General features: G+C 42.1%; 24 protein-coding genes. 15 read left to right on the forward strand and 9 right to left on the reverse strand.

Annotation, left to right across the window (positions count from 1 at the left end; genetic code table 11):
- Window positions 1–187: 187 nt before the first annotated feature.
- Together ABEQ24_RS01730 and ABEQ24_RS01735 are read left to right on the forward strand one after the other, a co-directional pair.
- Window positions 188–385 (forward strand): cold-shock protein, encoded by a 198-nt coding sequence (locus ABEQ24_RS01730; RefSeq protein WP_029281940.1) that lies wholly within the window; start codon window positions 188–190, stop codon window positions 383–385.
- Between the two features lie 62 nt (window positions 386–447).
- Window positions 448–789 (forward strand): zinc ribbon domain-containing protein YjdM, encoded by a 342-nt coding sequence (locus ABEQ24_RS01735; RefSeq protein ID WP_430005152.1) that lies wholly within the window; start codon window positions 448–450, stop codon window positions 787–789.
- 233 nt (window positions 790–1,022) lie between these two features.
- On the opposite strand, the gene ABEQ24_RS01740 is transcribed toward ABEQ24_RS01735, so the two are convergent.
- A complete protein-coding gene (locus ABEQ24_RS01740; protein ID WP_430005153.1) occupies window positions 1,023–2,564 on the reverse strand; it encodes an FAD-dependent oxidoreductase in 1,542 nt (513 codons plus the stop codon).
- A 132-nt stretch (window positions 2,565–2,696) separates the two neighbouring features.
- Between ABEQ24_RS01740 and ABEQ24_RS01745 the strand changes: the two genes are divergently transcribed.
- Both ABEQ24_RS01745 and abc-f read left to right on the forward strand, forming a co-directional pair.
- Window positions 2,697–2,831, forward strand: coding sequence for an RAxF-45 family protein (locus ABEQ24_RS01745; protein ID WP_420828836.1), 135 nt, complete (start codon window positions 2,697–2,699; stop codon window positions 2,829–2,831).
- A 406-nt stretch (window positions 2,832–3,237) separates the two neighbouring features.
- Complete coding sequence (abc-f, locus tag ABEQ24_RS01750) at window positions 3,238–5,115, forward strand: ribosomal protection-like ABC-F family protein (protein ID WP_430005154.1); 1,878 nt, start codon at window positions 3,238–3,240, stop codon at window positions 5,113–5,115.
- A 43-nt stretch (window positions 5,116–5,158) separates the two neighbouring features.
- Here the strand turns inward: abc-f and ABEQ24_RS01755 are convergent, their stop codons facing one another.
- The 4 genes from ABEQ24_RS01755 to ABEQ24_RS01770 form a co-directional block, all read right to left on the reverse strand.
- Window positions 5,159–5,515 (reverse strand): hydrolase, encoded by a 357-nt coding sequence (locus ABEQ24_RS01755; RefSeq protein ID WP_430005155.1) that lies wholly within the window; start codon window positions 5,513–5,515, stop codon window positions 5,159–5,161.
- Between the two features lie 298 nt (window positions 5,516–5,813).
- Complete coding sequence (locus ABEQ24_RS01760) at window positions 5,814–6,608, reverse strand: ABC transporter ATP-binding protein (RefSeq protein WP_430005156.1); 795 nt, start codon at window positions 6,606–6,608, stop codon at window positions 5,814–5,816.
- Window positions 6,601–7,572, reverse strand: coding sequence for an ABC transporter permease (locus tag ABEQ24_RS01765; protein ID WP_430005157.1), 972 nt, complete (start codon window positions 7,570–7,572; stop codon window positions 6,601–6,603). The genes ABEQ24_RS01760 and ABEQ24_RS01765 overlap by 8 nt, the downstream gene beginning before the upstream one ends.
- Before the next feature lie 12 nt (window positions 7,573–7,584).
- Window positions 7,585–8,568, reverse strand: a complete 984-nt coding sequence (locus tag ABEQ24_RS01770; RefSeq protein WP_430005158.1) for an ABC transporter substrate-binding protein — start codon at window positions 8,566–8,568, stop codon at window positions 7,585–7,587.
- 279 nt (window positions 8,569–8,847) lie between these two features.
- On the opposite strand from ABEQ24_RS01770, the gene ABEQ24_RS01775 reads away from it, so the two are divergent.
- The gene (locus ABEQ24_RS01775; protein ID WP_430005159.1) at window positions 8,848–9,228 is read left to right on the forward strand and encodes a hypothetical protein; all 381 of its coding nucleotides are present in this window, start codon (window positions 8,848–8,850) and stop codon (window positions 9,226–9,228) included.
- 150 nt (window positions 9,229–9,378) lie between these two features.
- Here ABEQ24_RS01775 and ABEQ24_RS01780 read toward each other — a convergent pair whose 3' ends face one another.
- Window positions 9,379–10,326 (reverse strand): S8 family peptidase, encoded by a 948-nt coding sequence (locus ABEQ24_RS01780; RefSeq protein ID WP_430005160.1) that lies wholly within the window; start codon window positions 10,324–10,326, stop codon window positions 9,379–9,381.
- A 141-nt stretch (window positions 10,327–10,467) separates the two neighbouring features.
- Between ABEQ24_RS01780 and ABEQ24_RS01785 the strand changes: the two genes are divergently transcribed.
- The 4 genes from ABEQ24_RS01785 to ABEQ24_RS01800 all read left to right on the forward strand — a co-directional run bounded on the left by ABEQ24_RS01785 (window position 10,468) and on the right by ABEQ24_RS01800 (window position 14,653).
- Complete coding sequence (locus ABEQ24_RS01785; RefSeq protein WP_430005161.1) at window positions 10,468–12,129, forward strand: DUF2339 domain-containing protein; 1,662 nt, start codon at window positions 10,468–10,470, stop codon at window positions 12,127–12,129.
- A 261-nt stretch (window positions 12,130–12,390) separates the two neighbouring features.
- Window positions 12,391–13,137 (forward strand): TspO/MBR family protein, encoded by a 747-nt coding sequence (locus ABEQ24_RS01790; RefSeq protein WP_430005162.1) that lies wholly within the window; start codon window positions 12,391–12,393, stop codon window positions 13,135–13,137.
- Between the two features lie 224 nt (window positions 13,138–13,361).
- Entirely contained in the window at window positions 13,362–13,850 is a 489-nt protein-coding gene (locus ABEQ24_RS01795; RefSeq protein ID WP_430005163.1) for a GNAT family N-acetyltransferase, read from the forward strand.
- An 89-nt stretch (window positions 13,851–13,939) separates the two neighbouring features.
- Window positions 13,940–14,653 (forward strand): hypothetical protein, encoded by a 714-nt coding sequence (locus ABEQ24_RS01800; protein WP_430005164.1) that lies wholly within the window; start codon window positions 13,940–13,942, stop codon window positions 14,651–14,653.
- A 168-nt stretch (window positions 14,654–14,821) separates the two neighbouring features.
- On the opposite strand, the gene ABEQ24_RS01805 is transcribed toward ABEQ24_RS01800, so the two are convergent.
- The 3 genes from ABEQ24_RS01805 to aldA all read right to left on the reverse strand — a co-directional run bounded on the left by ABEQ24_RS01805 (window position 14,822) and on the right by aldA (window position 17,077).
- Entirely contained in the window at window positions 14,822–14,998 is a 177-nt protein-coding gene (locus ABEQ24_RS01805; RefSeq protein ID WP_430005165.1) for a hypothetical protein, read from the reverse strand.
- Between the two features lie 69 nt (window positions 14,999–15,067).
- The gene (locus ABEQ24_RS01810) at window positions 15,068–15,541 is read right to left on the reverse strand and encodes a hypothetical protein (RefSeq protein ID WP_430005166.1); all 474 of its coding nucleotides are present in this window, start codon (window positions 15,539–15,541) and stop codon (window positions 15,068–15,070) included.
- 87 nt (window positions 15,542–15,628) lie between these two features.
- Window positions 15,629–17,077 (reverse strand): aldehyde dehydrogenase, encoded by a 1,449-nt coding sequence (aldA, locus tag ABEQ24_RS01815; RefSeq protein ID WP_430005167.1) that lies wholly within the window; start codon window positions 17,075–17,077, stop codon window positions 15,629–15,631.
- A 184-nt stretch (window positions 17,078–17,261) separates the two neighbouring features.
- Here aldA and ABEQ24_RS01820 point away from each other — a divergent pair, with 184 nt between their 5' ends.
- The 6 genes from ABEQ24_RS01820 to ABEQ24_RS01845 all read left to right on the forward strand — a co-directional run bounded on the left by ABEQ24_RS01820 (window position 17,262) and on the right by ABEQ24_RS01845 (window position 23,201).
- Window positions 17,262–17,840 (forward strand): TerD family protein, encoded by a 579-nt coding sequence (locus tag ABEQ24_RS01820; RefSeq protein WP_430005168.1) that lies wholly within the window; start codon window positions 17,262–17,264, stop codon window positions 17,838–17,840.
- A gap of 24 nt (window positions 17,841–17,864) precedes the next feature.
- Complete coding sequence (locus ABEQ24_RS01825; protein ID WP_430005169.1) at window positions 17,865–18,530, forward strand: vWA domain-containing protein; 666 nt, start codon at window positions 17,865–17,867, stop codon at window positions 18,528–18,530.
- A gap of 491 nt (window positions 18,531–19,021) precedes the next feature.
- The gene (gene murQ / locus ABEQ24_RS01830; protein WP_430005170.1) at window positions 19,022–19,930 is read left to right on the forward strand and encodes an N-acetylmuramic acid 6-phosphate etherase; all 909 of its coding nucleotides are present in this window, start codon (window positions 19,022–19,024) and stop codon (window positions 19,928–19,930) included.
- A gap of 12 nt (window positions 19,931–19,942) precedes the next feature.
- Complete coding sequence (locus ABEQ24_RS01835; RefSeq protein WP_430005171.1) at window positions 19,943–20,800, forward strand: MurR/RpiR family transcriptional regulator; 858 nt, start codon at window positions 19,943–19,945, stop codon at window positions 20,798–20,800.
- A gap of 23 nt (window positions 20,801–20,823) precedes the next feature.
- A complete protein-coding gene (locus ABEQ24_RS01840) occupies window positions 20,824–22,194 on the forward strand; it encodes a PTS transporter subunit EIIC (RefSeq protein WP_430005172.1) in 1,371 nt (456 codons plus the stop codon).
- Window positions 22,191–23,201: a MupG family TIM beta-alpha barrel fold protein gene (locus tag ABEQ24_RS01845; protein ID WP_430005173.1), complete on the forward strand. Its 1,011-nt coding sequence runs from the start codon at window positions 22,191–22,193 to the stop codon at window positions 23,199–23,201. Before ABEQ24_RS01840 ends, ABEQ24_RS01845 begins: the two co-directional genes overlap by 4 nt.
- Window positions 23,202–23,217: the final 16 nt, after the last annotated feature.

Raw genomic sequence — 23,217 nt, forward strand, 5'->3', positions numbered from 1 at the left:
CCTGAAAAGATTGGCTATGAGCCTAAAAAAATATGAGAAACGGTTGCGGGCAGAGGCCTAATTTGCTATAATAAGAGTAATTATTTTTGTTCGTAATATGATTAAAAAGGCATTCGTCTTGAAGAATATTATCTAGAGCAGGGATAGTAATACAATTGTGCGGACGACGCACGAGGAGGATACACACATGTTACAAGGTAAAGTTAAATGGTTTAACGCAGAAAAAGGTTTCGGTTTCATCGAAGCAGAAGGTCAAGAAGACGTATTCGTACATTTCTCTGCTATTCAAGGCGAAGGCTTCAAAAGCTTAGAAGAAGGCCAAGAAGTTACTTTCGAAATCGTTGAAGGCGCTCGTGGACCACAAGCTGCTAACGTTCAAAAGTAATTGAACGAAAGGACTCCCATGCCGGGAGTCTTTTTTTATGCATAAAAATGGGGGGGAACCACATGCACGAATTGCCAAATTGCCCAAAATGCCAATCAGCTTACACTTATGAAGACGGCACTCTGTTTATCTGCCCAGAATGTGCTCATGAGTGGACGAAAGATGCGGAAGCTGAAAATCCGGAAGAACAAAAGACAGTTAAAGGTGCAAACGGAAATGTCTTAAACGATGGGGATTCTGTTACCGTCATCAAAGACCTTAAAGTAAAAGGAAGCTCATCCGTCATCAAAATAGGGACAAAAGTAAAGAGTATCCGTTTAGTAGATGGAGATCATGATATCGACTGCAAAATTGATGGTTTTGGCGCCATGCAGCTGAAATCTGAATTTGTTAAAAAGGTATAAGTGCAGACTTTTTTAGAGACTTGTAAACTTATAAGCGGCATCAGTGTCGCGAGTGCCGCCATTTTTGGTGGATTGATCCGTTAGAAGTGGCAGCACTAAGGTGAGTGCCGCTGCTATTTATGCTTTAAATCATTAAAAGCGGTAACAATACCGGGACTGCAGTCACATTTTCACAGAAAAAAAGCAGTCAGGAAAAATCTTGTTTTTCCTGACTGCTTCATTTTTATAAAATTCTATTCAGATTCTGCATCAAGCACTTTAAGAGGCTTATCTGCAGGACCCTCAATCACTTCACCGCTGTAAGAAAACCTTGAGCCGTGACATGGACAATCCCATGTTCTATCGCCGCTGTTCCACTCCGTTTCGCAGCCTAAATGAGTGCAGGTTGTATCAACGAGGTGAAGGACGCCATGTTCATCTTTATAGGCACCGGCCTTTTTTCCCTGAAACATGACGGCACAGCCTTCGTTTGTTTTTAGATCTTCAGGCTTTTTCGATGGACGCTTGAGCTTGCCTGAGATTAAATGCTTGGCTACGTCCGCATTTTGTTTCAGAAACTCTTTTACACTCGGATCGGATTGAAAGCGGGAAGGTGTAAAGAGATCAAGGTAGCGGGCTTCTTTTTTTACAATCAGGTCTCTCAGCATAAGGGCTGCAAAGGTTCCGTTTGTCATGCCCCATTTATGAAAGCCTGTTGCTGTATACATGTTTTTATGGCTTGAAGTGAGGTTTCCGATGTAAGGCACCTTATCTAGAGTGTATAAATCCTGTGCTGACCATCTATGTGTGATATCATTTATGCCGAAAACTTCTTCACCGAAAGATTCAAGGTTTTCATAAGGCTTATGCGTATCTTTTACTTGTCCGGCTTTATGGCCTTCTCCGCCGATGATGACGAGTTGTTCTTCTCCGCTTCCGGCTGAACGGAGAGACCGTTTAGGTTCATCCACACTTAAATACATGCCTCCAGGATATGGCTTCTCCGTTTTAGCACTCAGTACGTATGAACGCTCTGCATACATTCTTGCAAAATAAAATCCATTCCCATCAAAAAAAGGAAAATGCGATGCCGCAATGACGTGCTGACAGGTAATTTCAAACCCTTCATTTGTAATCAGCTTCGGTTCTTCTTCTGTTCCTTTTACATCAATAATCGCTGTGTTTTCAAAAATTTGAACACCAGACTGGGACATTTCCTGAAGCAGGGTATGTAAATATTTCAATGGATGAAACTGAGCCTGATGTTTTACGATCAGCGCACCCTGGATGTCAATCTCAAGCGGAATTGAATTTGTGTATTCGTAAGGAATGCCCAGAGTATCGTAGGCTTCTTTTTCTTTATGCAGTTTTTTCAGTGAGTCATCTGAAACGGCATAAAGAATGGCGTCTTCGTCTGAGAACCCGCAGTCAATCTTCTTTTCTTCAACCGTTTTTCGAATGAAGTCAAGACCGCTTTTATTAGCTTCGTAGTAATGCTTTGCTCCGTCTGCGCCAAAGTGCTGAATAAGTTCGTCATATATGATGTCGTGCTGAACCGTTATTTTTGCGGTTGTATGGCCGGTTGTCCCATTTATCAATACATCCGAATCGAGCAGAGCCACCGACTTTCCCTCTTTTGCAAGCAAATAGGCAGCAGTAATCCCGGTTATTCCGCCTCCGACAATCGCCACATCCACATTTAAATGCTTGGAGAGTTTCTGATAAGAAGGCAGCTTAGCAGTATCTCTCCAGTAAGGTTCTGGAAATTGAGGCAGTTTTGAGTTCTGATTTTTCAAGGGTATTCCTCCTTTATCTCAGGTTTATGTTTTCCATATGCTGCAAATAAATGTATTCTGAAAAATTGATTGATAATTTTGACAGTCATCGGTTATACTGGAAATAACTACAGGAACGGAGGTGGATAAGAGATGATGAGTTTGAAAGTGTCGCACGGTAAAGAGTTGTCATATCTTTATTTATGTCGTGCAATTTTTCATGCAATTGTAATCAACGGGATACGTATGCCCTTTTTTACTAATTGCATAGGCACTATCAAACGTTAAGAAGATTCTCTTATCCATTCATTTAAAGGGATGCGGAGAGCTTACTCGCTCTCCGTTTTTTTATGTCAACATTGACTAGCCGAACCGCCTGCCTTCCCGGTCAGAACAGCCCCGCAAAAAAAGTCATCCGGACTTTTCACCCGGATCTTTATCTGCCCCTTGGAGCTGAGCACGGCGGTTCCGTTTTTCGATTGACCAGGATAAGCAGGAAACTGCTTCTTTCTGGTCTTTTTTTCGTTTTATGCAGGAACAGAGCTATGCACATCGATGTCTAGCTCCTTCGCCTAAATCCTTTGCCAACAAATGCATCAAAAAAGCCAAACCCGGACTTTTCTGACGCATTCTTATCTGTCATGCCTGCGCTAAACGGGCGGTTCCGCTTTACTTATTAAAGGAGATGTTATTAATGACAATCTGTTCAGTACACCAATTATCTAAATCATATGGAAGCCAGCTTATTTTTGAAAATTTATCATTCGAAATAAACGAAAATGAAAAAATCGGATTTGTAGGCCGAAATGGGACGGGAAAAACAACGTTATTTAAATGTTTGTCAGGAATTGAGCAGCCTGACGCAGGAACAATTTCAATTAAAAAAGGAATGAAGGTCGGATATCTTGCCCAAATTCCTATGTTCCCTCCAGGAACTACGGTTGACGAGGTTCTGAGACAGGCTTTTGCAGAATTGCATCAGCTAACGAACGAACTTGGCCAGCTGGAAAAAGAAATGTCTGATACAGAAGATCCTGATAAATTGGAAAAAGCCATTGCACGATATGGCATTTGCCAGGAAAAGTATGAAAATCTGGGAGGGTATGAGATGGATGCCAAAATCAGCGCCGTTGCAAACGGACTGCAGCTGCAGCCGCTTCTGACCGCTGATTTTGACCATATCAGCGGCGGAGAGAAAACAAAGGTTGCCCTTGGTTTGATGCTGCTGCAGGCCCCCCAGATCCTATTGCTGGATGAGCCGACTAATCACCTTGATATAGCGGCTGTAGAATGGCTTGAAAGCTTTTTAAAAGAATATAAGGGGACGGTTGTTGTCATTTCCCATGACCGCACATTTTTAGATGAAACGGCTGCAAAAATCATCGACTTAGAAGATGGAGAGGTCACAGTCTACCATCATAATTATTCCGGTTTTATTGCGGAAAAACAGAAGAGGCTGATGGCAGAATTTCAGGCTTACCAGGATCAGCAAAAAAAGATTAAAAAAATGCGGGAAGCCATTAAAAGGCTTAGAGAATGGGCCAATCAGGCCAATCCTCCAAATGAGGGGCTTCATAAACGTGCGCGGAATATGGAGCGTGCACTTGAGAGAATGGAGAAAGTAAAAAAGCCGATTTTAACCCACAGGAAAATGAATCTTCATTTTGACGGAACGGACCGGAGCGGCAAAAAAGTGCTGACCTTTGAAAATGTAACAAAAACCTTTGGCAATAGACAGGTGTTTGGTAATGTCAGCCTGGAGCTTATTTATAAGGAAAGGGCCGCAATTGTCGGGGAAAACGGTTCGGGCAAGTCAACACTGCTAAAGCTTATCATGGGAGAACATGTGCCTGATGATGAAGGAGTACGGATCGGCAGCAGTGTGAAAATCGGCTATCTCTCACAGCAGCTATCCCTTCCAGATTCAGAAGTTACAATCATTGATTATTTCAGAGAAGATTTGTCTGTGGCAGAAGATGACGCCCGCCATATTTTAGCGAAATTCTTGTTTTACGGACCAGCGGTGTTTAAAAAAATGAAAAACACGAGCGGTGGTGAGAGAATGAGGATTCAGCTTGCTAAACTGATGCAGAAGGATCTTAATTTTCTCATTCTGGATGAACCGACCAATCATTTGGATATTGATTCAAGGGAAGTGCTCGAGGAGGCGATTGAGCAATTTGAAGGCACCATCCTTGCTGTTTCGCATGACAGGTATTTTCTCAATAAACTTTTCACCAAAACATTCTGGCTGTCTAACAAACAGCTGCATGCATTTGACGGCAATTACTCATGGGCCAGGGAAAAGATGAGAGGTCTTTTGGATAAAAAGGAAGAGGCAGCGAAAATGGTCTCAAAACCTGAACCAAAAAAAACAAACGCAGTAAAGAAGGTGACAGCATCAACAGAAATTGAAAGGCAGATTGAACAGCATGAAACCGAATTGTTCCGTATCGAAGAACAGATGCTTTCGCTGTCTGAACTAGAGCAGCTGATGGAGCTGAACAGATTGAAGGAAGAAAAAGAAAAGCTGATAGCGGGGTTATATGAACAGCTTGAAGCGATCAGCTGAACAAAGAAAAGGTCCATTGCCTAGGGAGCAATGGACCTTATGCTTATTTAAAATTTTCTACTTCATCAGGGTTGTTGGAATGATTGTCTTTTAATATGCCGTTCTCTTCAATATGGCGTCTTGCTTCTGAGTCTCCAAGCATGTAGATCATGGCATATATTTTTCTCATGGAGTCATCATACTCTTTATTTTCTGCGTCATGGTGATATTCGCGAAATGGAACCTGTGCGCGCTGGAACGTTTTAAAATCCGCTGCGCTGTTATCGCTATAGTACGATTTCAATTCATTCAGCTCCGATTGATTGGCGGAAATTTTAAAGCTTGGACTGGATTCGACCGGGTTTTCAAGGATTTCTCCACTTGCAATATCAACAAAATAGGTGCGTTTTTCTTGTTCCATCTTCGTCCATCTCCTTTAGTGTGGTTAGTAAGCATTTACCACTAAAGGAGGAAAGCTAATCCTGAAATTTTCAAGAATGATAGGTAAGGTTAAGGAGCTAAACAGGCGGCTCCGCTTTTCATGATGTCCAGCTCCACCGCCCAACTCTTCGGCCAGAACGGGCGGTTCCGATTTTCGGGGTGTCTAGCTCCACCTCCTAACCCCTCGGTCAGAACAAATTCCCCTGAAAAGTCAAACCCGGACTTTTCAGGGGAATTCTTATCTGCCATGCCTGAGCTAACCAGTCGGCTCCGCTTTTCTAACTCAGCATTACTTTATCAGAAAGGGAGCCATTTCCTTTAATTTTCGAAAACTCATTTAAGAGTGAAGCTACTGTCAGTTTTTTCTTCTGTTCGCCTTCTGCTTCATAGATGATGCGGCCGCCGTCCATCATGATCAGGCGATTTCCAAGATCAACTGCCTGCTGCATATTGTGAGTAATCATCAGGGTAGTCAGGCTGCCGTTTGTAACCAGCTTTTTTGTAAGCTGTGTGATCAGTTCAGCACGTGCCGGATCAAGTGCAGCTGTATGCTCATCTAGCAGAAGAATATCAGGATCAGTAAACGTCGCCATCAGCAGGGAGAGGGCCTGCCTTTCTCCGCCTGAGAGCAGACCTACTTTTGCGGACAGCCTGTCTTCAAGCCGCAGACCAAGGGAGGCAAGCTGTTCTTTGAAAAACTCTCTGCGTTTGGCGGTAACACCGGGCCGCAGAGACCGCTTTTTTACACGGGAGTAAGCAATAGCCAGATTTTCTTCAATGGTCAAAGCGGGGGAAGTTCCTGCCATTGGATCCTGGAACACACGCCCGATATACTTTGCGCGTTTATGTTCGCGGACGAAGCTGACGTTTTTTCCATTTATGGATACATCTCCTTCATCAGGGAACATTCTGCCTGAAATGATGTTCAAAAGAGTCGATTTTCCTGCACCGTTGCTTCCAATGACAGTGACAAAGTCACCTTTATGAAGAGAAAGAGAGAGGCCGTTTAAAGCCTTTTTTTCATCAGGCGAGCCTTCGTTAAATACTTTTTGTATCTGATTCAATTCAAGCAATTTTGACACCTCTCTTTCGATGCAGGCTTTTTTTGCGCTTCCGTTTAGCGAGCAGCTGCGGGACAACCAGCGCCGCAATGACGATGGCTGCGGTAATCATTTTCATGTCGCCTGTTTCAAGAAAATCGGCTCTGAGAGCAAGGGCAATAATCATCCTGTAGATGATGGCTCCGATAATGACCGCGAGTGTTGCCCGGATAATCGTTTTTATCCCAACAAGAGCTTCTCCGATAATGACGGAAGCAAGACCGATAATGATCATCCCGATTCCCATTCCGACATCACTGAATCCTGAATACTGGGCAATGAATGCTCCTGAAAAAGCGACAAGCGCATTTGATAAACCAAGACCGATAATTTTCATCATATCTGTATTAGCTGAAAAGCTTGCGATCATTTTTTCATTATCGCCGACTGCACGGATGGCGATGCCGACTTCTGTTTTCAGGAAATAGTCCAAGACAAACTTAATGATGACTATAAGGATCAGCATTGCGATCAATATCGACCACGTTTTTGGAATAAAGTTTTCAAGACCGATAGAAAGAAAGAATGATTGCATAAAAGAATCAATTCCGAGTGAATTCCACCCATTAAGCAAAGACGTAAACACTGTGCTTTCTTGAAGAAGAGGGACATTTGACTGCCCCATAATCCGCAGGTTGATGGAATACAGGGCAATCATCATTAAAATACCGGCGAGCAGCGGGTTAATGTTTCCTTTCGTATGAAGGATGCCTGTCAGACAGCCTGCCGCAAACCCTGCAAGCAGAGCTGCAAGCGTTGCAATGAAAGGATTAATGCCATTTACAATCATCGCTGCACAGACGGCAGCTCCGGTTACAAAGCTTCCGTCCACTGTTAAGTCTGGAAAATCCAATATTCGAAATGAAAGGTATACTCCGAGCGCCATGATGGCATATATCAGTCCGGATTCAACGGACGAGAAAAGTGCAGTAAACATGATGAGTCCTCCTTAGTCGATAATCTCTGCATCTTTCCAATCTTCCTGAATTTCAACATTCATTGCTTCAGCTGCTTTTTTGCTGATTTGAAGTTTAAGCTTTTGCGGGAAATCAACCGGTATTTCGTTTGCTTCTTTATCACCGGATAAAATTTCGGCTGCTTTTAATCCTGCTTCATAGCCGATGTCGCTGTAATCAAATCCATAAGCGGCAAATCCTCCGCGTGCTACTGAATCAAGTTCACCGACAAACAGGGGAATATCTTCATCGCCTGCTACAGAGATAACGGATTCTAATGCTGAAACGACCGTATTGTCAGTAATGATATAGAAGGAATCCACTTTTCCGACAAGTGCTTCAGCCGCTTGTTTGACTTCAGCAGAAGTGGAAACTGATGACTCAACGATTTCTAAGTCAGTTCCTTTAATCGCTTTTTTAACAAGATCGATTTGCGCAGCTGAATTTTGTTCTCCAGAATTGTAAATCATTCCGATTTTATTGCCTTCGACATTTTCATCGATGAATTTAACCGTGCTTGGTATCGCTTCAGGATGAGTATCGGTTGTACCGGTAATATTCGCTCCAGGCTCTTCAAAGGTTTTAACCAGTCCTGCTCCAATTGGATCCGTTACGGATGTAAAGACGATAGGTATATCTTTTGTTGCATTCAGTGCGCTTAGAGCACTTGGCGTTGAATTCGCGAAAATAAGGTCAACGTCATCTCCGACAAAATTGCTTGCGATCGTCTGGCTGTTGTTTTGATCCCCGCCAGCAATCTGGACATCATAATCAACTTTTAATCCTTTTTCATCAAGCGCTTTCTTAAATCCTTCCAATGCAGCGTCCAGAGAAGGATGCTCTACAATTTGAGTAACCCCGACTTGATACGTCTTTTCACTTTCTGCACTGCCTGCCGTATCTTTGCTTCCGCATCCCGCTGAGATGATCATTGCTGAGATTGCAGCACTCATGCCAAGCTTTGTTTTCCAATTCATTGTAATGCCCCCTATTAATGATTGTGCTTTTACGCTTTTATGCTTTTATTCATTAAATTATAACTCAACTTTCCATTTCTTCAATCATTAATTTCAGATTTTACTGAAATTTCTGCGCTTTTTAGGTCGTTAGCTTTAATTAACATGTTTTTTCCTCCTAAAAACTCACAAATTTATAACAAAACAATGAAAACTATATTACAAAACGATGATATGAAACATTCGCACTAAGACAATATGTATACTTATTTGTAACAGATTGGATTAGGTGGCAGGTATATGAACATAAATGACAGAGCATTAGTAAATCTATCAAGAATCTATTCAAAACTATTAGGCTATTTGCTTGTCAAACGAGATGCGGATGGTAATGTGAACTATCAAATCAGCGAACTTTCAGATGAACTAGGCGTTTCAAGGCGCTCCGCCATGCAAAAGCTCGATCAGCTCGAGCAGTTCGGGGCTATTAAGACTAAAAAGAGCGGAGTATGCAGAATTATCAGCACCCGTATTGAAAAAACGCCGATCAGCCTTTGCTATCAGGCGCTTGCTGCCCTCAAAAAAAGTCCTGCACTCGCTGAAAATCCAGCAAAGCTTGCTGATGAAATGAACGTGGAAGAAAAGGATGCAGAGATGATTTTGCAGCTGTTAACGAAATAGATAAATGAGAATCCCTAGGGAAGCCTGGGGTTTTTTATGTTTTACAGGAAATTTTTGAAATGGAAGGAATACTTAAACGCTGTGGGAGGTTCTAGAAATTTTTCCTGAGAGAAAAAAACCATCACCATATTCCAGGCGATGGCCATCATATTATTCTTCAATTAGCCTGTTCTCCTCAACACTTTCTCTCAGCAAATCCGGTGCAGTTAAATAAACAAGTCCATTGCCTTCCTGCGTTTTTGGATTTCCTTGGGGGATGGTCCGCTTGATTAATTGCGCATATACTTCTGCTTCTGTAAATTTGCGGTCAAATTCCTCTTGTTCAAGCTGTTTAATTAATGCAATGGCACCCGCAACATGCGGTGTTGACATCGAGGTTCCGGTGAATGCCGCATATTCTCCTCCCGGGATGGTAGAGACAATTTTTTCGCCAGGTGCCACGAGATCAACTTCATTATTAGAGTTTGAAAACGGCGACGAAGTTTTGCCGAAGCCGATTGATCCGACCGAAATGACTTCGTTATAGGATCCCGGATAAGAAAACTCGGCTGTTCTGCTGTCGTTATCTCCTTCATTTCCTGCTGCGCAGACGACCGCGATTTGATTGGCAACCGCTTTTTTAACAGCTTTGCGCATTTCTGAGTGATCTGAAGGTCCGCCAAGTGACATGGAGATCACATCTACTTTTTGTTCAATGGCATATAAGATGCCGTTTGTAATCCACGCATATTCTCCGCTGCCTGTTTCACCCGCCAGCACTTTTACTACAAGAATCTTTGCCTGAGGCGCAACTCCCACATACCTTGCCGCCGCGATGGTGCCCGATACATGTGTACCATGGCCGTGATAATCTGTCAGGCTATTAGGGTTTCCATTATCGTCAGTGGTAAAATTCCGGCCGCCGGCAATATTCCCTCTCAGGTCAGGATGATTCACATCACAGCCCGTATCCAGCACCGCAATCGTAATTCCTTTTCCTTTTACCCCTTGTGCCCAGAGCTTTGGAGCACGAATCATTTCTACCCCATCAGAATTTGCTTTTACATTTTTCACAATCGGTCCGTATTTATGAGGAAGCAGCCGAACTTGTCCTTTCACCTTACCGTCTCCTTTTTTCGTAATGATTAAGGTATATGATAAAAAGTGACTTTAGATGATAAAAAATAGGAAATTCAAAGAACTATTCATTCCCTATTTTTTGCCATATAATGAAGCTTAGAAAGAGGGCAGAGGTGACGTATGAATTTAGAAAGAAAAATAGATGAAATGGAAACGCAAATGAGGCATTTGCAGCAAGAAGTAAGTGAACTTCGAGCTGAGCTGAATCAAATTAAAGGAGAAACCCCTGCTGCGAAAACTGTCTATCAGGCACAAGAGCCGGTTTCTGCTGAAAGAAGGCCGGCTGCCCCAAAAATAAAGGCAGAACCGGTTGACTGGGAGCGGGTGATTGGACAAGTCTGGCTTCCGCGGGTATTTATTCTGGTCTTGCTGCTTGGGGTTTTATGGGCGTTTAAGGCCGCATCAGATGAAGGTTTTATTACGGATGAAGTAAAATGCATGCTTGGCTTTTTGAGTTCTGCTGCTCTGATTGCAGGCGGGGAATGGCAAATCCGGAAAGGAAGAGCGGCACTTGGACAGGTTTTGCTCGGAGGAGCTATTGTTATTTTCATCTTATCCACATTTTCGGCAAATGTATTATACGGCTTGATTCCTTCAGCGCTTGCTTTTGTTTTAAATGTGATTTGGGTAAGTGCCGGCATGTTTCTTTCTCACAGGCATCGTTCTCAGCCGGTTGCCGTTTTAGCTGGGATTGCCGGATTTTTAGTGCCGTTTTTAGTGGAAAGCGAATCAAACAATGCTCTTTTATTTGTCGCTTATGAATTTTTGTTTTATGCCGGACTTTTGGTGTATGCAATGAAGAAAAGATACATTGTCCTATACTTTTCTTCCTTTTTCCTGCTGCATGCGGCGCTGTTTGTGTTTGCTGCTTTTGCTCCTGATCAGCACAGTACCCTTATTTTATCAGCGATTCTTTTTCAGCATGCGGGGCTTATGCTGACTTACTTTATCCAATCGTTTTATCAGCTGCAGCAAAAAACATTGGTGCTGATCAGCTTTGTCCTCACGCATTTCTGGTTTCAGGCTCTTGCGGATGAGACCGTTTATTTAGGATTTTTAGGCGCTGCTTTCGCTGTGTATGCAGGAGCTGCAGTCTGGCTTTTCTTAAAAAAAATGGAGACAGAGAAGCTGGATATATTTGCCCCAATCGCTACTTATGCTGCAGGCATTTATATAGTAGAAGTAACAGGGGCAGAACAAATTAGTCTTTTGCTTCTGCTGCATGGACTCGTTGCGTTATATGTGGGCTTCGCAGTGAAAGGGAACATTCAAAAATATATTGGTTTGATTGTCTATGTTATTGGCCTTTTAGCGAGCTGCACTAAGGTGATTGATCATGTATGGTCCTATGAAACAGCCGTTTGGATGAGTATTGTTGCATCATTGATCGCATTGAAGCTAATGCTTCGAAAATACAGACCTGAATTCAAGGAAAGTGAGCTCCGGTTTCTGAATGCCGTCTTGTTTGCAGTCCTAGTGATTACGACGTTTATTTTTGCGACCATGCTCACTCTTGCGGCTGCTTCAAATATGTCATTTGAAATAAGAATGATGTCCGTTACAGGAATTTGGGCTATATATGCGGTCGTCTGTGTCGTCTATGGCGTTTTGAAAAACCATCGAAAGGTGCGGATTTTAGGAATCGGCCTGCTGTTTCTCACGTTATCCAAGCTGGTTCTCATCGATCTTGTTTCTCTCTCAATTGTCCTGCGGGCTATTTTGTTTATCGCACTCGGGACAGTTGGTATTGGACTTTCACGCTTTTTTTATAAAACTAAATGATGAAGACTTTCGCAGGGATCACGGATTCCTGCGTTTTTCTTATTTTTAGGAGGGAAATGGAAATAAGTTAGTATTCTATTAAAAACAGCAAGTATTTTTTTCATTCCAGCTGGTAATTCCAGCATGTTGGAAAGTAATTGTCCGGTTCTGGAAAGTAACACGTTTTTCTCTTCGATGCGCTCACTTTTTTTATGTATCATTTTTTAGGGTATTAAAAAAAGACAAGCAAAATAAACTAGAGGGGAAAGGGAGGAGAACATCATGAAGCGTTTTTCAGTTTTAGCCCTTATAAATGTTATTGGGTACATCCTTGTCATCGCAGTTAATTATCTCGCAAATGCGCTGCCGATTAACGGGCAGACGACCGGTGAAGTGTCAGACAGTATTCCAGTGCTGTTCACTCCGGCCGGATATGCTTTTTCGATTTGGGGCTTGATCTATTTGCTGCTCGGAATCTGGGTGGTAAGGCTATTTTTTGTGAAAGACGCGGAACGGAAAGTCTATGAAAAGATCGGCTATTGGTTTTTTATCAGCTGTCTGTTTAACTGTCTTTGGATTTTTGTTTTCCATTATGAATTGTTTACAGCTTCTCTTCTTGTCATGCTTGGCCTTCTGATCTCGCTGATTACAGTATATACGAGAATCCAGTCATCACCGGATGCTAAATGGATGATGCGCACACCATTTTCTATCTATCTAGGATGGATTTCGGTTGCAACGATCGTCAATTTCTTTATTTTCTTTTATACAAACGGCATCGGGTCCTTCCTCGGACTAAATGAACTGGCATGGACGATTATCATGCTGGTAGTTGGGGCAGTCCTGGCAGTATGGTTTACATTCAACAATAATGACATCTATTATCCGCTCGTATTCATTTGGGCATATATCGCAATATATGTGCAACAAGACCCAGTCTCGATTAAGAGAACCGTAGTGGTGACAGTCATTGTGATCGCCGCAGCAGTACTTCTGAATATCATAAGCATGATTCGGAACAAAAAATAATACGGTATTTTTTGTCCTAATGGGTTCATTCAGTGGTGCAAAAAAGGATATCGCAAAGTAATCTACACATCATTTAGCAGCTAAAATGGTGTGTTTTTCGTCGTGATTGCGATAGGAAAGATTGTTGAAGAAGGAAATCGGCTATTTTAGGGAGAATTCCCATATAAAAGAAGAGAATTTTTTCAACTGGACTAAAATGACATGCTGAAATGGAGAAATTATCTTTGGTACAAATTCGTAAAGCAGCCACCACAGATGTGCAAGGAATTTCAGAAGTTTGCAGAGTGGCAAACTGGGCAACATACGGGCATATATACTCAGAAGAATATTTAGAAAAAGTGATCAGAGAATATTACAGTTGCGAAAGACTATTAGAAGATGTTACAGCTTCAGATAGATCTTGGGGCGGGTATTTTGTTGCTATTCAAAATGACATGGTAATTGGCGCTGGCGGTGGAGGAATGATAAGCGATATTTCAGGAGAAATTTATGCCCTATATCTAAATCCCAAAAGACGCAATCAAGGAATTGGCACTCTTTTACTTAATGCTATAACTAAGCAGCAAAAAGAATTTAATGCTAAAGAACAATGGATTTCAGTGCAGAAAGGAAACTTTAAAGGAATTCCATTTTATGAAGCTAAGGGGTTTAAACTTCAGTATGAAGAAAAGGAAGAAGGGTATAGTTCCTTGAGATACAAACGTATGATTTAATAAATTGTAAACCATAATCGAGTGTCATTTTTTCAACAAGGACTCTTTTTAGTGAAATAGCAGGGAATTTCAGTTAAGGAGATTAAACAATGCCTCGCATTAAAGATATTCAACTTTATGTTCCAAAGAACAAGGATTTAAACTGGGCTTTTTTCCATGAAACAAGATGTATCACATTTTTATATAGCCGTCTATTGCCAAAACTAACTGCAAAAGAAGATAAAGGAATTCAGATTTTTTGTGTAGAGAATCTAAAACAAAAAGAGCAGATCGATGCGTTTGCACATATCATATTTGATTACTTTCCTGTTTTTGTTGTTGCAAATGTTGAAGGAATCTTAGGTTTGACCTCTGATAGGGAAAAAAAAGAACAAATCCTTGAGATTGTCCATAAGGGGATGAAAAAAGCTGCCCAAGAACTGAATTGGGATTTACCTGATTTAGAAGAAATCTATAACACTATAAAAAAAACAGGCTATGAAAACATCTATCCGCTGCTAAAGAAGAGCAGCCCTAATAAGAAATACGTATGTACCATCATTTGTCATCATGAGGTAAGGAGTATTCATGTTTATATGGAAGTTAAGAAAAGAAACGGGAATGTGATCAATAAGGAAAAACTTTTCTTTGTTGAAAACACGGATGAGCAGGATCTTTTCAGTGATTACGGAAGTCTTGAATGGAAGCTGAATCATAAAGTGGAGTTTGGGGATAAAGAATTTCATAAAGTTTATTGTTTAACATTTCTTGAAAAGGACAAACCTGAAAATTTGATTTGGAAAATTGAAAAGAATGAACGTTAAGTTGAGGTGAGTATATAGAAATGAAAAATTGTAAATCCTTATGTTGCCACAAATAAAGCATACCAATTCCTATGCGGATCAGTATGCTTATTTGATATATTATTTCCGTGTTATTTATCCGTTTAAACTTCGTAACCTAACCCGTTAAAGTCTTTCCCTGCTGTTTTATTAGCTGAAAATGTTAGATAAACCCCACATCACTATGGCTGCAACCGGAATAAGAACCCATATGTCCGGTCCGAAAATACTGCTCCGTGTACTTTTTGCTTCCAATCTCTCAAGTTTTTTTGACAGCTCTTCTACTCTTTTCTCAAGCTCATATTGAGCTATTTCTTGTTTCTCCAATCCAAATCACCCTTTCGCTTGTTCCTCTTTATCTTTATTGGGTTCTTGTGGAAAATAGACCATTCCCCTTCATGATTCCTCACTCATTCTTGAAGATTGTTTTTCCAAAAATCGCTGATACCCGTATATTACAGCTGCATAAACCAAAGACAGAGAAAATAAACGATTCTTGCTTAATCGTTTCAGGCGGTACAATCCTGATTTTTCAAACAAAAAGGTAAGAGGGTAAGCCAATAGAAAATCAAAAACTATATTTAACAGCATGTATTTCCAAAACTTCCCGTATGTAAGGTGGAAAATCCACAGGGTCCCTGAAAAGAAAGGACCTAAAATAAAGCTGAGATCTCCCCATAACCGTTTTTTTAAGCCGCCTTTGATTGTCCATAATTTATAGGGAACGGCAATCATCGATTCCACAGTTAAAAGCAGCGATGCTAAAATGGCTGCAGGAGAAAATCGTTTTGCAGAAGCACGTTTCAGGAAAAGAAGACTGCCCCAAGAAAGAATGAGCAAAAGAATTCTAAGCGGTTTTGAATATAACATACAGATCCCTCCTTTTTTAATCATGCTCCATTTGAGGGGGATTTATGAAAAAAAAAGCGTCCAGACATTTGTCTGAACGCATTCCGATCATTGCTTCTCATCGTCATATTGCATATACACTGCATGTGTTACAGTGAAATCTTCGATTCCGTGTTTTCCGTCAGCTCCGCCAAGTCCTGATTTGCGAAGACCTGCATGATAGCCTTGAATGGCTTCAAAGTTTTCACGGTTAATGAATGTTTCGCCGAATTTCAGTTCATTGGCTGCTCTCATCGCTTCATGCACATTGTCTGTATAAATAGAAGAAGACAGTCCATAATCTGAATCGTTGGCAAGCTCAATCGCTTCATCAAGCGTTTTAAATGTCATGATTGGAAGAACCGGTCCAAAAATTTCTTCCTGAATGATTTCTGAATCCTGCTGCACGTTAGTAATAACAGTCGGCTCGTAGAAGAATCCGCTGGTCATATCTGCCCGTTTACCGCCGGTTAAAACTTTCGCACCGCGCTGAACAGCCTTTTCCACCATTTCATGAACAAGATCGAGACGGTCCTGACTGACAAGCGGACCCATTTCAGCATCTTTATCATTCGGCATGCCAAGCTTCGTGTCTTTCATCGCCTGCGTCATTTTTTCAATGAATTCTTCTGCGATGTCCTCATGAACATATACTCGCTCTGCATTTGTGCAGGCCTGGCCTGAGTTTGTGATGCGGGACGTTTTGATGCTTTTCACAGCCGTCTCTATATTAGCGTTTCTCGTTACGATTGCCGGTGCTTTGCCGCCAAGCTCCAGATTGACTTTTGTTATGTTTTTGGCTGCTGCTTCCATGACTTTCGTTCCGGCCTTCACACTGCCGGTCATTGTAATGATGCCGACTTTAGGATGAGAGGCCATTACTGTGCCGATGGTTGATCCTTTTCCGGTTATGAAATTATAGACCCCTGCAGGGATGTCTTTCATTTCAGCGATAATCTTAGTGAATTCAGCTGCCGTATTCGGTGTTTGCTGACTGGGTTTTAATACGATCGAGCAGCCGGTAATCAGGGCAGTTGCCACTTTTCTTGCCAAAATAAACACCGGGAAGTTCCAGGGAACAATTCCTGCTACTACTCCGATTGGTTTTCTGAACATCAGAATGTTCTCATTTGGACGGTCACTCGGAATAATTTCTCCTTCAATCCGGCGTGCCCATTCGGACATATAATAGAAGTAGTCGATTGCGGTATCGACTTCGCCGCTTGCCTGTTCATATGGCTTGCCCTGTTCCTCGCTCAGCAGTTCAATGAACGTTCCGCGTCTTTCTTTCAGCTTATCGCCTAGCTCGCGTACAATTTTACCTCTATCAGCAGAGGGGACTTTCTCCCATTTTTTCTGCGCCTCGTATGCTGCCTCAATGGCTTTGTTTGCATCGTCTTCTGTACCAGCGAAGATTCTGGAGATGACTTTTTCCGTTGCTGGATTTACGACATCAATTGTTTCCTCTGAAGTTGAGTTTATATATTCACCGTTAATGTACAATTTATGCTGCTGCATGGTTAGCCTCCTTAAATGGTTGTCTTAAACTTTTCCACTCCCTCTTTGGTCTCAAACATTCCCATCGATTTCAATGTGTTCTAAAAAATCGGACAATCTTTCTTTTTGAAACTTTTTTTTACGGATTTCGTAGTACAATGGAAGCAGACTTCCTTTTTGGAAAATACTTTACGAGGTGATGAATATGTCAATTTCTTTATCAAAAGGACAGCGGATTGATCTGACAAAAACAAACCCCGGTTTAACGAAAGTCATTATTGGCCTTGGCTGGGATACAAATAAGTATTCAGGCGGCAAAGACTTTGACCTTGATGCATCGGCTTTTCTTGCAGATGGAAGCGGCAAGGTTCAAAACGACCTGGAATTTGTTTTTTACAATAACTTAAAAAGTCCAAATGGCGCTGTTGAGCATACAGGGGATAACCGTACAGGAGAAGGGGACGGTGATGATGAGCAAATGATCATTGATTTCGCGCTGATGCCTTCCCATGTTGAGAAAATTGGTATTACGGTAACGATTCATGATGCAGATGGCCGCCATCAGAATTTTGGACAAGTATCAAACGCATTTGTGCGTGTTGTGAATGCTGATAATTCAGAAGAAGTGCTCCGTTATGACTTGGGGGAAGATTTTTCTGTTGAAACAGCTGTAGTGGTTTGTGAATTGTACAAACATGGTCAGGACTGGAAGTTCAATGCAATTGGAAGCGGTTTTTCTGGCGGACTTGCAGCACTTTGCAAGAATTACGGATTAGAAGTTTAATAGATTGCAAAGGGGATAAAAATTGTGAGTTCAATTAACTTAATGAAAAAAACCGCCGGCATCGTTCTTGAAAAAAAGAAGCTCACCGGAGTCGTCGCAAGAGTCGGATTAGTTCTTGATATATCGGGTTCAATGAGAACCCTCTATAAAAATGGAACCGTTCAAAAAGTGGTGGAACGCATCCTTGCAGTCGCAAGCCAATTTGATGATGACGGCATGCTTGATGTGTGGGTCTATGACAATGAGTTTTCAAGACTGCCTTCTGTAACAGAAAGAGATTTTGCAAACTATGTCAATGAAAGAATCTTATCAAACGATACGATACATAAATTCGGCCGCAACGATGAACCGCCTGTTATGTACGACGTCATGAATAAATATTTAAAAGAAGACCCGAGCAAGGATCCCGCTTTTATTGTGTTTATTAATGACGGCGGCTGCAAAAGCACGATCAAAAAGCCGGTTGTCGCGTCTTCGGACAAACCGATTTTCTGGCAGTTTGTCGGAGTTGGTGATTCAAACTTCAAAGTGCTCGAAAACCTTGACACGATGGAAGGAAGATTCATTGATAACGCGAACTTCTTCCATGTTCAGGACATTGATACTATGAAAGATGAGGAGCTCTATGATCGGTTGCTGAACGAATTTCCTGACTGGATCAAAGAAGCGAAAGAAAAAAGAATAGTATAGGCAGAAAAACAGCCCGGGATGTAAATCCTTGGCTGTTTTTCTATGCAGATCTTTTGAGTTGGGCAGAGCCCGGTTCCGTGAATTTTGGCATGCGGAACGCTAGAGCTCCAGCGTATCATGAAACTCTGTTAAATCTTTAGAAGTAAAGATTTCCATACCGCAAAGTGATGCTTAAAGTAGTCTTCCATTTATATAAAAATGCAAAAATCATTCAATATAACTACTCAGAAAGAAAATGAAATCTATTTCAGTACGGATGGCCTCAATGTCATTTCTTTTTTAGTGGAAAAACGTGCTTTTCTACCTACTTTTATTTCGTGAACACACGTTTATTCAAAACATTTCCTCTTGCCGTCTAGTCATAAAAGCGCTATCATTTACATATAATCTGAAACATAATTTCATAAAAACAAATATTAATTTGAAATTATGTTTAAGATGCAATATACTGAAAATTGAGAATTTTATTTATTAGGAGGCATCACCCGTTTATGGAAAAACAGCTGCGTTCATTAACGACAGAATTGAGAAATGAACAAACTATGAATATTGACAGCGCAAATACACTCGAAATTCTTTCAATGATGAACAATGAAGATTTGAAAGTGGCGATTGCTGTGCAGGAGGTTTTGCCTGAAATAAAGGCCGCCGTTGAATGTGCATATGAATCGTTAAAGAAGGGAGGAAGATTGATTTACATTGGAGCCGGCACAAGCGGAAGACTTGGAGTTCTTGATGCGGTTGAGTGCCCGCCGACGTTCAGCACGTCACCTGATACAGTGATCGGTCTGATTGCAGGCGGAGAGAAAGCATTTGTCCGTGCTGTAGAGGGAGCAGAAGATAAAGAAGAGTTTGGAGTGGCTGATCTAAAAGCGATTCATCTATCGGCAGATGACACGGTTGTCGGCATTGCAGCAAGCGGCCGGACACCTTATGTGATTGGGGCCCTTCGTTATGCCAAACAAACAGGGGCAAATGCAGTCGCACTTTCTTGCAACAAGGATGCGTTGATATCTGAAGCTGCTGATATCGGCATTGAAGTTGTCGTGGGACCTGAAGTGGTCACCGGATCAACCCGGATGAAAGCGGCAACGGCTCATAAAATGGTGCTCAACATGATTTCAACAGCGACAATGATCAAGATCGGAAAAGTCTATGAAAATCTTATGGTCGATGTGAATGTCAGCAACCACAAGCTGAAGGAGAGAGCAATCAGCATCATCCAAACGGTGACGGATGCGGAATATGAGCTTGCAAAAGAAACGCTTGAAAAAGCAGGGCTTAAAGTGAAGCCTGCGATTGTCATGATCAAAACAAACACTTCATTGGAAGAAGCATCAAACCTATTAAATCGTGCGGATGGGGATGTACGAAAAGCCATCTCACTCCATACATCTTAAGGAGCGAATCCTATGGCAACAGGCGGATTATCCATCATTCAAACCATGCTGAACAAGCTCCCGCAGTCCGAGCAGAAGCTTGCTGATTACATTTTGCAGCATCCGCATGAAGTAGTAAACAGCACGGTCAGTGAATTAAGCACGTCAGCAAAAACAAGCGGGGCAGCAGTTGTCAGGCTCTGCAAATCACTTGGCTTAAAAGGATTTCAGGATCTCAAAATGCGCATTGCCGGCGACCTGATGAAATCGGTCGAACAGGGGTACCGTGATATTGAACCTTCCGAATCCCTGTACAGAGTCGTTGAAAAAACAACGAGCAATACGATTCAGATTATCCGGGATACAGCAGAAATTATCGATCATGAAAATTTGAAAGAAGCGATCAGCTTGCTGCTTAAAGCTAAAAACGTTCATTTTTGCGGAGTAGGAGCTTCAAGCATTGTAGCTCAGGATGCCCAGCAAAAACTGATTCGCATTAATAAAGGGGCAACAGCTTTTACAGATATGCATCTGGTTGCAACCCTGATTGCCAATGCGGATCCGGATGATGTCCTGTTCGCCATTTCATTTTCAGGAGAGACACAGGAAATCATCAATGTGCTGAAACTTGCTAAAGAGCGCGGCGTTAAAACCATCGGCCTTACGCACTTTGGACAGACGACTGTATCGTCCCTTAGCGACGTGTCGCTTCACACATCTTTTTCAAACGAAGCGCCGTTCAGGAGTGCTGCAACTTCTTCCAGGCTGGCACAGCTGTATATGATCGACATTTTGTTTCTCGGAATGGCTACAGAGCAGTACGATGAGACCGTTCAATATATCGACAATACAAGAGCGGCCATCAAATCAATGACAGAAAAATATAAATAGACACGTTCAAAGGGGGCTTTAAGATGGCAAAGGGGAATAACAGAAACTTATTGATTGCAGAACAACTATTGGAGCATCTTGGCGGAGCGGCTAACATTGCAGCCACCACACATTGCATGACACGACTTCGCGTCTCACCGCACGACCGGTCAAAGGTCAACATGGAAGCCATCAAGAAAACAGATGGGGTACTGGGGATTGTAGAAGAAGAAACAATCCAGATTATCCTCGGACCTGGAGCTGTAAATAAAGTTTCAGCAGAATTTGAAAAACTGCTTGCAGCTGCTGATGATTTTGACCTGAAGGACGCAGCTTCGAAAAACAAATCAGAGATTGATAAAAAGAATGCAAAACCTTTTAAACTATTTTTGCGCAGAATCGCAAGCATCTTCATCCCGCTGATTCCGGCACTTGTTGCTTCTGGATTAATTACAGGTATTACAAAAGCAATCGTTCAGGCAGGCTGGCTTGCTGCAGATTCACAATTAGCTATTATTTTAACTGTTATCGGATCTGGTCTGTTTGCTTACCTTGGCATTTTAGTCGGTACAAACGCTGCTAAAGAATTTGGAGGATCACCAGCGCTTGGTGCACTGGCGGGAATCCTTGTCATTAACCCGGCTGTCGGCGACATCGCTTTGTTTGGCGAAAACCTGCTTCCTGGGCGCGGCGGTTTAATAGGCGTTTTATTTGCAGCTATTTTCATTGCTTTAGTTGAAAAACAAGTAAGAAAATTTGTTCCGCAATCGCTGGACATCATTGTTACACCTACAATCGCACTATTAATTACAGGTATCGTGACTTACATCGTGTTCATGCCAGTCGGCGGATTTGTATCTGATACAATCACAAAAGGCTTGCTGAGTGTACTTGATCTAGGCGGAGTGGTAGCCGGATTTGTGCTTGGCGCAACGTTCCTTCCGTTAGTTGTAACAGGACTTCATCAGGGATTAACACCGGTTCATCTTGAACTGATAAACTCCATTGGAGATGACCCATTGCTTCCAATCCTTGCTATGGGCGGAGCGGGTCAAGTCGGCGCAGCATTTGCCATTTACTTTAAAACGAAAAAGAAAAGCTTAAAACGTGCGATCGGAGGGGGACTTCCTTCAGGAATGCTTGGAATCGGCGAACCGTTAATCTTTGGGGTGACACTTCCGCTTGGCCGTCCGTTCTTGACTGCATGTTTAGGAGCAGGCGTAGGGGGAGCATTCCAGGCTCATTTTGATATCGCTACTATCGCAGTCGGGGTATCAGGCCTTCCGCTTACATTCTTAGTGCATACAAACCAGATTCTTCTTTACCTTGCAGGACTGCTGATCTCTTATGTATTTGGATTTATTTTCACGTACCTGTTCGGATTTAAAGATGAAATGGCAGTTGAATTCAAGTGATCGGCATTTCATTTTACCTTCAGGATCCAAACGCTGAAAAACAGATTGTTCATGCAGCAAAATCAGGAGTGAAGCGGGCGTTTACCTCGCTTCACATCCCTGAAGAAAAAGGAAACCTCGCAAGCAGGATGACAGAGCTTCTAAAACTTGCCGGGAGCCATGATATTGAGATTCATGCAGATGTCTCCTTAAAGACACTAGATCACCTTGGCATCAGCAGATTCGAAGATTTAAACTCATTCGGAGTTAAAGGAATCCGGCTAGATGACGGGTTCGACTATGAAACGATTAAATCTTTATCCGACGTCTTTTCTCTTTCGCTTAATGCAAGCACTCTTACAGAAAAGGAGCTGCAGACGATTCTTGGCAGCGGTATTCAATCAGAACGGCTCATTGCCTGGCACAATTTTTATCCAAGGCGTGAAACCGGGCTTGACGAAGCATTTTTTCATCAGCAGAATCAGATGTTCAGAAAATACGGTATACCAATTGCTGCTTTTATTCCAGGTGCAAAAACAAAACGGGGACCATTATTTGACGGCTTGCCGACACTTGAAAAGCACAGGGACATGAACCCATATGCTGCCGGAGTTGAACTGATGCAGCAGGTGGATGAAGTATTCATTGGGGATCCTGGTGCAGAAAATGAATTGATCGAGAATCTTTCTATCTACAAAAAACAGAATATTCTAATAATGAATGTCATCTCTAGTACTTTTTCCTGCGGAACATACCAATTTCGGCCGGATGTTTCGAGAGATGTCTACCGTCTTCAAGGTACACGCACAGCTTCAGAGGTAGAACCTGAGAACACAATCGACCGTCAAATAGGAATGATTACGATGGACAACGACGGCTATGGACGTTATAAAGGAGAAATTCAGATTTGCCGGCGTAACTTGGAAGCTGACGAGCGGGTGAATGTCATCGGACACGTTTCTGCAGAGGATTTGCCGCTGCTTGATCTGGCCCTGCCTGGTCAAAAAGTGAAACTGGTTGTTTCATAAGCTATAAAAATACGAT

Origin of the sequence: Metabacillus idriensis (assembly GCF_050483325.1) — a bacterium.
Taxonomy (GTDB): domain Bacteria; phylum Bacillota; class Bacilli; order Bacillales; family Bacillaceae; genus Bacillus_P; species Bacillus_P idriensis_A.